General features: G+C 22.4%; 13 protein-coding genes and 1 pseudogene. 9 read left to right on the top strand and 5 right to left on the bottom strand.

The genetic code is table 4. From position 1 onward, the window contains the following. The first annotated feature begins 12 nt into the window (after nucleotides 1–12). The 7 genes from ACXUB0_RS11250 to ACXUB0_RS11220 all read left to right on the top strand — a co-directional run bounded on the left by ACXUB0_RS11250 (nucleotide 13) and on the right by ACXUB0_RS11220 (nucleotide 4,819). The gene (locus tag ACXUB0_RS11250; RefSeq protein ID WP_458258682.1) at nucleotides 13–1,434 is read left to right on the top strand and encodes an MATE family efflux transporter; all 1,422 of its coding nucleotides are present in this window, start codon (nucleotides 13–15) and stop codon (nucleotides 1,432–1,434) included. A gap of 1,291 nt (nucleotides 1,435–2,725) precedes the next feature. Continuing rightward, nucleotides 2,726–2,920, top strand: coding sequence for a hypothetical protein (locus ACXUB0_RS11245; protein WP_458257368.1), 195 nt, complete (start codon nucleotides 2,726–2,728; stop codon nucleotides 2,918–2,920). Between the two features lie 164 nt (nucleotides 2,921–3,084). After that, nucleotides 3,085–3,288, top strand: coding sequence for a hypothetical protein (locus ACXUB0_RS11240; RefSeq protein WP_281748672.1), 204 nt, complete (start codon nucleotides 3,085–3,087; stop codon nucleotides 3,286–3,288). A gap of 8 nt (nucleotides 3,289–3,296) precedes the next feature. After that, nucleotides 3,297–3,761 carry a hypothetical protein gene (locus ACXUB0_RS11235; protein ID WP_458258681.1) on the top strand — a complete coding sequence of 155 codons (465 nt, stop codon included), beginning with the start codon at nucleotides 3,297–3,299 and terminating at the stop codon, nucleotides 3,759–3,761. A 2-nt stretch (nucleotides 3,762–3,763) separates the two neighbouring features. After that, nucleotides 3,764–4,057 (top strand): hypothetical protein, encoded by a 294-nt coding sequence (locus ACXUB0_RS11230; protein WP_458257366.1) that lies wholly within the window; start codon nucleotides 3,764–3,766, stop codon nucleotides 4,055–4,057. Nucleotides 4,058–4,061: 4 nt separating this feature from the next. Continuing rightward, on the top strand, nucleotides 4,062–4,223 hold the full coding sequence (locus tag ACXUB0_RS11225) for a hypothetical protein (RefSeq protein ID WP_458258680.1): 162 nt from the start codon (nucleotides 4,062–4,064) through the stop codon (nucleotides 4,221–4,223). Between the two features lie 161 nt (nucleotides 4,224–4,384). Further along, entirely contained in the window at nucleotides 4,385–4,819 is a 435-nt protein-coding gene (locus ACXUB0_RS11220) for a hypothetical protein (protein ID WP_458258679.1), read from the top strand. A gap of 137 nt (nucleotides 4,820–4,956) precedes the next feature. Here the strand turns inward: ACXUB0_RS11220 and ACXUB0_RS11215 are convergent. Together ACXUB0_RS11215 and ACXUB0_RS11210 are read right to left on the bottom strand one after the other, a co-directional pair. After that, nucleotides 4,957–6,196, bottom strand: a pseudogene (locus tag ACXUB0_RS11215) (IS256 family transposase). A gap of 72 nt (nucleotides 6,197–6,268) precedes the next feature. Further along, nucleotides 6,269–7,240, bottom strand: coding sequence for an Mbov_0401 family ICE element transposase-like protein (locus ACXUB0_RS11210; protein ID WP_458258822.1), 972 nt, complete (start codon nucleotides 7,238–7,240; stop codon nucleotides 6,269–6,271). A 397-nt stretch (nucleotides 7,241–7,637) separates the two neighbouring features. Between ACXUB0_RS11210 and ACXUB0_RS11205 the strand changes: the two genes are divergently transcribed. Together ACXUB0_RS11205 and ACXUB0_RS11200 are read left to right on the top strand one after the other, a co-directional pair. Beyond that, nucleotides 7,638–8,519 carry an NUDIX domain-containing protein gene (locus ACXUB0_RS11205; RefSeq protein WP_458258678.1) on the top strand — a complete coding sequence of 294 codons (882 nt, stop codon included), beginning with the start codon at nucleotides 7,638–7,640 and terminating at the stop codon, nucleotides 8,517–8,519. Nucleotides 8,520–8,655: 136 nt separating this feature from the next. Further along, nucleotides 8,656–8,847, top strand: a complete 192-nt coding sequence (locus ACXUB0_RS11200; protein WP_458258677.1) for a hypothetical protein — start codon at nucleotides 8,656–8,658, stop codon at nucleotides 8,845–8,847. Here ACXUB0_RS11200 and ACXUB0_RS11195 read toward each other — a convergent pair. The 3 genes from ACXUB0_RS11195 to ACXUB0_RS11185 are packed head-to-tail and all read right to left on the bottom strand — an operon-like array spanning nucleotide 8,844 to nucleotide 12,047. Then, nucleotides 8,844–9,827: a hypothetical protein gene (locus tag ACXUB0_RS11195; RefSeq protein ID WP_458258676.1), complete on the bottom strand. Its 984-nt coding sequence runs from the start codon at nucleotides 9,825–9,827 to the stop codon at nucleotides 8,844–8,846. The genes ACXUB0_RS11200 and ACXUB0_RS11195 overlap by 4 nt on opposite strands. Next, nucleotides 9,818–10,864: a hypothetical protein gene (locus tag ACXUB0_RS11190; RefSeq protein ID WP_458258675.1), complete on the bottom strand. Its 1,047-nt coding sequence runs from the start codon at nucleotides 10,862–10,864 to the stop codon at nucleotides 9,818–9,820. Before ACXUB0_RS11190 ends, ACXUB0_RS11195 begins: the two co-directional genes overlap by 10 nt. After that, on the bottom strand, nucleotides 10,812–12,047 hold the full coding sequence (locus ACXUB0_RS11185) for a hypothetical protein (protein ID WP_458258674.1): 1,236 nt from the start codon (nucleotides 12,045–12,047) through the stop codon (nucleotides 10,812–10,814). Before ACXUB0_RS11185 ends, ACXUB0_RS11190 begins: the two co-directional genes overlap by 53 nt. Nucleotides 12,048–12,122 lie beyond the last annotated feature (75 nt).

The raw sequence follows: 12,122 nt of genomic DNA, 5'->3' as shown, positions 1-12,122 counted from the left end.
GGGTGAGATAATATGAAAACATTAAACAAAGATAATTTAAACTTTTATAAAATGGCGTTATTATTTATGATTCCAATTTGTACACAATCTTTAATTGAAACATTAATAAACTTAATGAATAATTTTGTGGTTGGTCAATTTGGAAATGATGATGCTATTGCTGGAGTTGCATCATCAAGTAATATTTATGATATGGTTTGATATATCTTTTTTGCTATCGTTGCTACCGGTAATATTTTTACTGCTCAATATTCAGGTATTAAAGATAAGAAGAAAATTCAAGAAACTACTAATATAAAATTATTTTATACTTTAATTTTTTCAATATTTTTTGTTGTAATATTAGAATTATTTAGCAAACAAATTATGGGAGTAATTCTTGGTGCTGAAGATAATTCTCATCAAAATGCTATTGGTATTGCTGAAGAATATAGTAAATTAATTGCTTGAAATTACCCATTGTTAGGTTTTGCTTTTATTATGTCAATTACTATGAATACATGTGGTAATGTTAAAACACCATTGATAACTTCTATTTGCTCATTACTCTTAAATACATTTTTAGTTTGTATTTTATCATTACCATATAGTGGGGGACCACAATTAGGTATTGAAGGATTAGCAATAAGTTTAATTATTTCAAGAGCAGTAGAATGTTTTATATTATTAGGTTATTTAATTTATAAAAAACCAATTTATGCTCCTAATTGAAATATTTTTAAATTTACAAAAGATTTACATAAAAAATATATTATTACTTTTATTCCTTTATTTGCTAGTCAAGTATTATTTGGTGTTTCAGTAGTAATGTTAACGGCTTTATATTCTCATTTTGGTGATACTGAAGTTGTTGCCGCTGTGCAAATTGTTGGTAGTGTTGTTGCTATTTTTTATTCTACTTTTAGGGGATATAATGCTTTAGTTGGATATGCTGTTGGTAGCAAGTTAGGTTCAGGAGAACTAGTACTGGCTAAAGAAAATGCTAACAAGATATTAAAATTGAGTTTTGCTATTTCAACTGTTATTGCTTTAATTATTTTGGGTAGTGCTTTTTGAGTTCCAAAAGTATTATTTCCAAATTTATCTAATAATGCTATGAAACTTGCAGTTTGATATATGGCTTTTTCAGCAGTAACTTATTTTTTCATTAATATGATGCAACCATTATTTAGTTTTCTTTATGCTGGTGGCTATACTTTAATTATTAGTATTGCTGATCTATTTTTAATTTGATTTATTGATATTTTTATTACTTTTGCTTTATTGCAGTGAACTGACTTAAGTATTAAAATGGTAATTATGATTTCGTGTTTAAGTAAATCAGCTGATTTTATTTGTGCTTATGTATTTTATAAAGTAATTCCTTGAAATAAAAATATTATTAATTCTAAAGTAGAAAATGTACCTCATCCGACATTTGAACCACATGGATAATATAAAAATCCCTTTTTAATAATAGATTTTATTTTAATAAATTTTGTTTAAAAAATGTTAAAAAAATTCTATTATATTTTAGCAAATAAATTCATATTTATCGTTTTATTTTTATTGTATTTAATATACAATTATTATAGTTACTGGTGTGATTTTAGAGGATGGTAGAAGTAATGCTTTTTTTATTTTTAGTTATAATTAAACTTTTATAATAATTAAATTTTAATTATAACTAAATAAATACGGACATTAAAAATTTTGACATACCTTTATTATAAGAAATTTTTATTTTTTGAAAGAATTTTAAAAATAAGTTTAAGTAAATATATAAAAATAGTAATAACACCAGAACTAATAAAATCATTTTGGAATTAAAAAATAGGGAGCGTGTCGAAGATGTCGATAACTAAAAAGTTTTAAAAATAGCTCCTTTCTTTTTTAAACCCTTGAATTAAAAATAAATGATAAAAGACGAGAATAAAAATCTTGTCTTTTTTTTGTAATTGTAAAATTTTAAAATTTTTAATAATCGTCTTTAACGCTATTATCAACACGTGTTAGGGAACTAAAAAAGTGAACTACAACACAGTTGTTAAAAATAGTAGCTAGAGCATGTGGACTTGCATGAATAAATAAAAAGTGGAGTGATACCTAAGAACCTGTTTGGAATCTTTTAAACATAATTAAACTAAAAAAGGGAATAATTATTTCTAACCTGACAGTTAATTAACATTTTATTTTCTTTGTCATTTTTTTGTTAAAAAGATTTTATCATTTGACAACTTATCGATTAAAAATTTATTTTTCAACTATAAAATAACATTTATGATATTAATTTAATCAAAAATAAGTTAAAAAAGATCCTAAACAGGTTCTAATAAAATATACTAACCAGTAATGGTAATTCTTGGGGTGGGAGCGAATTGGAAACTAGTATATATAGACCTGTTGTAGGGACCTATTGTATTAATTCTATTCTTTATTTAACCAACCTTGCCACTCCCCAGTGAGCAAGTGTTGGTTTTATTTTTTATTTTTTTTGAAAAAATTTTTGGGCGAGAAAATAAATTTCAAACTTGTAAAAAAAATTGAGCGGTGCCGGTTCAATTAAAATATTAATTTGCTAAACACAAATTAAATAAATATTGAATCGAATGCCTCAATGTTTTTTAAAATTTCACAATTTATTTTTGAGCCCAGAATTTCTGGAATGAATAAAACGAATAGTAGTTATGTTCTTTATGCTAGAAGCAACAGAACATATTAATAATGAAAGTAAGGTAATTCAATAATGATTAATGAACATGATTGAATATGATTTTGTGATATTTATGGTTGTAAAAATAATAATAGTAAACAAGAAATATATGTTTGTTCAATTAAAAAAGATACAAAATTAGGATTATGTAAAACTCACTTAAATAATTATAAAAATATAACAATTGATTATGTTATTGATAAAAAACAAGAAAATGTAGATAAATAAAATGAAAAAGTATTTTTGTTGAACATGTAAACAACATAAATTTGATTATTTATTCTTTAATACTAATGATATAAAAACAAGAAAATATTTTTTAATAGATAAAAATAGTAAAGCGATTTGTTATGACTGTATTTTAAATATTAGGTTAAGTAGGAGGTATAAATATGGATAAAGAATATTTAACTAAAAGAGGAACGATTTGCATACCAGACAGTGATGATATTGAATTTAAAATAGGACTAATTAAACTGATTGATGATTTAAAAAAAGATAATTTAGTTTGTGGTCATAAAGAATTTATTGAAGAATGTAAATATTGTTGATGTAATTGTGATTTAGAAATTATTAAAACAGTTATTAGAGGTTAACTTAATTAATGCAATATGACTTAATTATCGGAATTGACCCCGCTGGAATTGGTAATAATGGACTTGTTATATATTCACATGAAACTAATAATATTGTTTTTAATGAAACATTTAATACATTAACTGTTTTATGAACTAAAAATATGTATAAAGAAAAATTTCAATTAATTAAAGAAAAATTTATTGATAAAAAAATATTAGTTATTGTAGAAAATTTCTTTTTAAATTCAAAACAATTATTAACTAATCCATTAGCAACCCCTAAAATTATTGGTGCATTAATGGTATTAGTACAAGATGTTATGAATTGAGATTATCTAGAAAACCAACCAAAAAATAAAAATAAAATAACAAATTATAAAGGAAATATAAAATTAACAAAACATGAACAAGATGCTTATAAGCATATTCAATATTATTTAAAAAATCATAAAAAAATATTAATTTTTGATAATTATTTAAGGAAATTATAAACATGAAAGAAAAAGCAAATTATGTCAAATTAACAGTAAAACTAAGTAATACTATTGAAGCAAAATATTACGAAAAAGGTAATAAAGAATTATATTATAGTGTTAGAGGTCAATGAAATGGATTAAACTATGTTACTTTAATTTTTAATAACCCAAAATTTTATAAACGATGTATTTTATTAAACAAAAATGATGAAATTTTAGTAACTGGTCAAATTTTTAATACTTTAAATATTCCTAAAAATCGTGCATTTTGTTCAATTAATGTTAAATGATTTAAAAAATGAAAAGAGTAAAAAAATGATATTATGAAAAATTTTATTAATAGTACCAATATTAATAACAAGTATAACACTAATAATAATTTTAATATTTATTATTAAAGAATTAAAAAATGAATATAAAGTATTGAAAATATTAAATGAAATTGCGGGAGATTGTCAAAAATCCGGAATAAATTAAATCGTTGTAGTCTTATTATATTTTAGACAAGAAATAATTTGGATTTTTATGAAATTGTACATTTATCTTACTATTTTTTAAAAGATAATACAACTAAAATACTTATAATTAAGTTTAGTAAGTGTTAAACTTATGAAGTAATATTTAAGGAGAATTTAAAGATGAAAATTAAAACACTGAAAAAATTACAGTTAATAACTGTATCACTATTTATTTTAACTATTTTAATTATAATTAATGGACTATTATTACTTGGTTTATTTCACGGAAAAGAAGTAGTAACTGTTAAAAATAATTATTTATTTAAAAATACAAAACGTTTAATATATGAATATAATGGTTTTACTTTGTGAAGTAAATATAGTTGATATTACATATTAACCAATAATAATATTTCTTTTAAAGATTTTGGAAATGAATATATTATTGATAATTATTATAGTTATCCTTTATTATGGTTAAAAATTGCAGTTATTTTTTCTACAATTGTAGTTCCGATTTTTGTCTCTATAATTTTGTCATTAACATTCTTAATTATTGGTTTAAAAAGAAAAATAAAAAATAATAATTTTTGAGATGCTATTGCAAATTGTTAAATAATAAGTAATTATTACATTCATTAAATTATGTTTCTAAATTTATTTTATTACATTTAAAAATAACCATTTTAATGTAAATACTAATATTATATGGAGGCTTTTTAGAAATCTGTGTATCTTTGTTTTACAAAGTACTAGTTAAGATTAATTCTATCTTCAAATTTTATCATAAAATGAGCAATTGCTGTATTTCAATTTTGAATGGGCATTGTTCATTTTTTTGTTATATTTTCAATTGCTAAATAAAATATTTTCAATTCTTCCATATCATTAGGAAAAACTTTTTTATTTCTGATAACTTTTCGTAATTGACTATTAACAGATTCAATAGCATTTGTGGTATAAATTACTCTTTTAATTTCTGTTGGATAACTAATAAAAACTATCAAATTTTCTCAATTTTTATATCAAGATTTAGCAATTTGAGGATATTGTTTATTTCACTTATTTTCAAATGTTTCTAAAGCCTGCATTGCTTGTTCTTCACTACATGCAGTATAAATTGGTTTTAAATCTGCAACTAGAGATTTTCTATGCTTATATGAGACATATTTCAAACTATTTCTAATTTGATGAACGATGCATAATTGATGTTCTGTTTTAGGATAAACTGATTGTATTGTTTCTGACATTCCTGTTAAATTATCACTACAAGCAATAATAATATCATTTAAGCCTCGATTTTTCATTTCTGTGAAATTGGCTAATCAAAATTTAGAACCTTCATTTTCACTAATTCATAAGCCTAAAACATCTTTTTTACCTTCTAAATCAACTCCTAAAGCTATATACACAGATTTGTTAATAATGCGTTTATCTTGTCGTATTTTAACTACTATGCAATCAAAATAAACAATCGGATAAATACTATCTAATGGTCGATTTTGCCATGCTTTTACATCATCAATAACATCATCAGTAATTTGACTAATAACACTTTCACTAATATCAGCACCATGATATAACTCTTGTAATTGCATTCTAATATCTGATAATGTCATACCTTTTGCATATAAAGAAAGAACTTGTTGATCAAAACCATCAAATCTTCTTTGTCTTTTTGCAATTATTACAGGATTAAAATTACTATTGCGATCTCGTGGTACATCAATCTCAATTTTACCTTGTTGAGTTATTAATTTTTTTTGAACTTATACCATTACGAGCATTGTCACTATTACTATGTTGATTCTTATCATATCCTAAATAATTTTGCATCTCAGAATTCAACATTTTTTCTACTAATCTTTTTGTTAATTCTTTATACAAACCTCCCTCTTTAAAAACTGTTGTTAAATCTTCAGTATTTTCTAATAATAAATCTACTGCTTTTGATATTGGATCATTATTATTAATATTTTGCTTTTTAGCCATCTGTAATTCACTCTTTCTAGGTTTATTATAGAATTAATTAAACATAGTTATTTTTGTAAGTTACACAGATTACTAAACATTACCATTATATGTTCTATTACCAAGCATTTCTTTTAAAACGTGTCAAATATTAGTTTCAGTAAAACAACCAATATTTCACTTTGCACTTTGATTTTCAATACCTTGTTTATTATTTTTAAAATATTTTTTCTTTAATTTTTTATGATTATCTAATTCTTTATATAAATAATCAATTAATTGTTTATAATTACCATTATTAATTAAATTTTTACAATGATTATATTCTTTTAAATATTTTCCTTTATTTCCCACCATTATTCCAAGATATAATGTTCTAATTAAATGAAATTTATCTAAAACAAACTGTGCACCTAAATAATCAGCAACTTCTTTAATTCATCCTGCACTATCACCACAAATAATAATTTTTGCTTGTTCAATATTTTCATAAAATTTTTGACAATGCTCTTTAACAAATTCAGCAGTCTTTTTAACTCCAATTACTGTTCTTGTTGGTCTTATAATTGCCTTTACTCTTTTATTTTGTACTTTGTGATTAATATTATCTGTATATGTTACTATTAATCGCATAGAGTGTTTTATACCTTTACGTTTAAAATTTCAAAATTTTCGATGTCCATCATCAATCGCTACAAAAATAGGTTGATTTTTTTCTAATTTTACTTTTACTGGATTTGCTTCAATTATTTCTAAATTTTTAAAAACTCTATGAACAGTATTAACACTAATACCTGATTTTTTACAAATAGCACAAATATCATGATATCTTTTTCCATCAGCAAAATATTCAATAATAGTTTGTTCAACATCTTCACCAATTCTTTTATATTTAGGTAATTTTAGTCATTCATCAACTAAACAAACACGAACTCATTTTTGTAATTTTTCATCAAAATATTCATAAATTCTTCTTTTATAAGTTACCATTCCATATAATGTTTTTCTTGTTCGATATTGATAATCAACAATTTTATATTTCTTTTTATCTCTTGTATTTTTTATTCTTCAATCTCATTTTTCTCATTTTTTGTTATATGTTCTAAAACTAATTTATCAATTTTTGCATTTTGTTCTCTAAAATTTAATTTATAATTAAAATTCACATTTACTTCTCCTAACTTTTTTTAAATTTTAAATTTATTGTAAATATTTTTAAAATATTAATTTACTTGTTTATTATATACATTTATAAGTGTAATTTAAAATTAAATCAAAAATATTTAAAAAACAACTTTCATATTTAGTAAATAATCAACAAGTAACATGTAGTTAATAGTATAGGTATCACAAAATAAACGCCTTGTATTTAGGCGTTATTTTAAATTTAAAAGCATACTTGTAAAAATAATGAAAAATAGTACAATTTAGAAGTAAAATTAAATAAAAAGGAAAATGTTAAATGTTAGAAGATGAAATAAATAAAATTTTAGAAGAATATTTTTGTGATTTGAAAAATCTAATAAAAAATAAAGTCAAATTAGATATCAAAGAATATGGTAAAAATATTTTTAATCATGAAAAAAAAATAGACACAAAAATCAATGATTTATTTAATAAATATGAAGAGCTTATATTTTCATCAAGAAAAGAATATAACAAAATTGCAAATTTTATTGCTGAACAACATGAAAAAAAGATTCTTGAAATGTCTGAAAGTAATATAGAACGAGTATTCTTAAAATTTATTAAAGTTGAATTTATGCACGGTGTTGAAGAGCCTTGATGTAATAACCAAGGTGTTGCTATTTTACCTTATGTTATTAAAGACAATGAATATTATTTTTTATTGGTTAAAGAATTAAATACATTATATAGTGAAGAGCCTACTTGGGCTACTATTACAGGTGGTTTAGAAAAATATGAACTTATCCAAACTGTTATTAATGAAATGTGAGAAGAAACTAGTATTGATATTACAAACTGAATACACAAAATTAATTATAATTCTACATATTATGCCAATAAATCAAGTACCAAATTATGACATCTTTTTTATATAGATTTAACAGAATTAAATTTAGATTTAAATAAAACTTATAAAGGTACTGGTGATGGTACAGAAGCAGAAAAAAATACTTTTGCTAAATTTTTTAATCATGAAGAAATGAACTCTGAGTCTCGTGATTTATTTTGTTTAGCTATTTGTCAAAAAATATTTAAACATATTGAAAATCAAAATAAACTATCAGTTCAAGATAACATAGAGCAAATTAATAATCAATCAATAAATACAAACTTAATAAATCAACCATCAACAAGTACAAAAAAATATCATTTATAATTAAAATTTAATAAAATGATTATTAAAAAGGAGTAATTTAATATGAAAACATGAATAAAAACAAATTTAAATAAAATAACATTAGCATTAGCACTAACTGGTGCAACAACTGGAACAATAGGATTAATCATGGGGGGTGCTTACCCATGAAAGTAAAAAATTTAATTATTATTTAAAACCCAATCATGAAGTGGTTTTTGGAGATACTACAATTTGAGAACATAAAAATAGTTATGATATATATTTATATTTTGCTAATAAACCAGATATTGGAAGTAGTGATTTCAAATGAGGTGGTACTTATCCCGATGGATATTTTAAAAATTAGATTTCTAAATTTATATAAGAAATATTTTCATTGTATTTATCAAATAAATTAATATTACCAAAATTTATCTCTTGTTTATCAGTTATTAAAATTAAATCATAATTACCAGCACCAAATATTCCACTAATTTCAATCCGATTTAAGTTATTAATCGGATTTTCAATTTGTAATTCAAACTCACTATTATTATCGATTTTTGATATTTCTTTATAAAATTCTAATTTGGAAAATAATTGTGATTTATTAGAACCATATAAATTTAAAATATTTTCAATTTTATTAGCACTAATAATTGCTCTTGTAAAGTATTTTCCATATTCACCATTTCCCAGTGTTCAATCAGCAGTAATTAATGACGGAATATTATTACTTTCTAGTTCATTAGTTATAGATAGTCAGTTAAATTGGTTATCATCTAATTTGAATAATTCATTTTGACTAATGTCATTGTTTTTTAGTTTAATATTATTTATATCTGTAAAATCAAAATATACAGATTTTAATAATACTTTTGTATCTTTAAATTCTCAAACTTTATCGGGCGTAGAATGTATAGGATTTGATTTTAATTCAAAATAATAGGGTAATAATAATTTATAGTCATCGTTTAAACCATTATTAATAGACATTGTTGAGTAAATATTTTTTGATAGCATTGTAACTATTTGTTTTAATATTTTAACTTGTGATAAATTTGTATAATTAGGATAATCTAATTCTCATTGTTTAAATAAATTAGTAATAACTTCACTCGGTTTTTGTCCTTCAAATTTACTGCGTAATCTATCTAAATCATTTAATTGATTTGGGTTTAAACTTGCACCATCAAAATTTCTATTATAACTATATGTATAGGTTAACATATCTAATAATACTTTTTGCAAACTATCAATTGGTGGTCTATCTTTTATTTCTAGTTCAACATCATGAAATTTATCCGTTGTAGAAATAAATAAATTATTGTTACCTACTAAAATCATGACTCTAATTTTTTATCTTTTAATTCTAGTTCATCAGATAATGGTCATACTTTTGAATTTTTAGTAACATCATAACCAATTTTAGCATTTGTTACTCTTGCATTATTAATAATTTCTTTTCTTGTTTCAGTTCCACCACCAATAGCAATTAAATCTAAAACTGATTTTTCTTGTCCAATAAATTGTTTTGCAAGATTTCATGGTAATATTTGTTCACTAAATCATTGTTGTAATATTCTAACTTTTGGTTGGGTTTCAATAGGCATTGATAATAATGGAAATGCTATCTTATCCTTGACAAATAATTTTGGGTATACTTCCATATTGTCAACTTCACCAAGTACTTTTATATTGCCGAAAATCATGCTTCTAGGGGCTTTAATTTTTAAACCAATTACTTTGGTATCTTTATTTAATGGTTTTTGTAATTTAATAATGATTGGATAACCATCTCTTGTTTTAAAATCTTTAATTTTGATAATAGTTATACTTTTAGTACTTCTTGTTTTTGGATTTTGATAAGGTTGAGAATAGTTATTAATGATATATAAATTATCAATATTATTTTCAGTTAATGGTTCATTAATAGATACTGCATATAATTTAAATTGATTTAATAAATTTATTTCTTGAAATATTAAATTTTTAATATCAGTCATACTATATTCAATAGTATTATCATTAATATTAGTACTTGCTCTTTGATTTAATTGCATAGTAAAGTCTGATGTTTCAGCAGCAGTAGTTTTTAATACTTTATCAATATCAATAAAACCAATTTTAATAGTATTTGCTGAAAATCTTAAATTATTATTTTCATTATTTTTAAATAAACGTTCAATTTCATAAATATATAAAGTTCTTAGTTTAAATTCATCATATGCTCTTTTAAGCTCAGGGTCACCTTTGCTACTCATAAGATTAGTAAAGTCATAAGGAATATTGTCAATTAAATAATCATTTTCTACTTCTGCTTGATTAAGTTTAGTTTGTTTCTGTGGAAACTTCGTTTGTGGTTTGTTGTTTTGATTGTCCATTGTTTTCTCCTATTAATTGGTTATTTTCGGGATTAAATAATTTTAATCTCACTGTTAAATTATTAATTTCTTGTTCATCATTAATGTTAAATGTTTTACTATTTAATAAATCTTTATCTAAACGTACTAATATTTGAATAAATTTAAGAATATCAATATTAAATTGTCATAACTTTTGTTCAATATAATTAATAGTTGAAATATTTACAGCTGTACTTTCTGGTACTGATTGTTGTGCAGATTTCTTTTGACTTGGAATATGAATGCCACAACGTTTAAATATTTCATTAACATTTCAATCATATATATCTGTTAAATTCTTACCTTTAAAATTACTACTTGTCATATTGATATTTTCATTTTGTTCATTATTATCTCCGCCACTTTTAAAAATATAATTTTTAGTAACTAATATTCTTACAGCATCTTCTAATAAATCTTTTACATTACCATAAGTTGAATTAAAAATAAACTTTGGTGAGTTTAAAATTGTATCTAAAACAATTTGTTCATAAATAACATCTAATGCTTTAATTTTATCCATTACTTTATTACAATCTGCTAATTCATTTGCTTTATTTCGCATAATTGCTATTGGTATATAGTTAATATTTAGTATTTGTTCTTGTGCTAAATTAGGGTTATTAATGAACGATTTAAAATCTAGTGGAAATTGTTTTTTGCTATCATTAACACTATAAATTGCACGATTAATAGTTACTTGTTCATTATTTAATGTATAAACTTCAAATAATCTTACAATTTGTGCATTTTGTTCATAACTATCATAAAAAATAGTACATTGAATTAATTTACCAGTAATATCATAAACTCTTTGTTGTATATCAACTACTTGAAAATATAAGTCATCATTTGCAATAAAAATTAAATAACCACTAATTCCCAATTTACTTAATTTAAAAATAGAATTTCAATTTTTTCTATAAAATTCTTGTTGAATTAAATACTGCTTAATAGTTTCATTGTTAATATCTAGTGGAGCATTATATAAATTAGCATTATTTTCTGCTACAAAATCAGTAAAATATGTTTCATGATTAAAATCATTAAAACCAAAATAACTTAAAATAGAAGCATGTGTACTTTTACCTTTTAAAAAAGTTAATTTAGTTTTTTCTTCATTATTAGTACTTTTATCTCTTCTTAAAAATTTACCTAACATAATATTCACCACCTTTTTTAAAATATTTGATTAATTTTTAATATTATTTTTACAATGATAAATATAATTAAACCC

It is taken from the genome of Spiroplasma endosymbiont of Dactylopius coccus, from assembly GCF_977110965.1.
The sequence above is the reverse complement of the archived record's forward strand: the minus strand, read 5'-3'. Positions and strand labels throughout refer to the sequence as shown.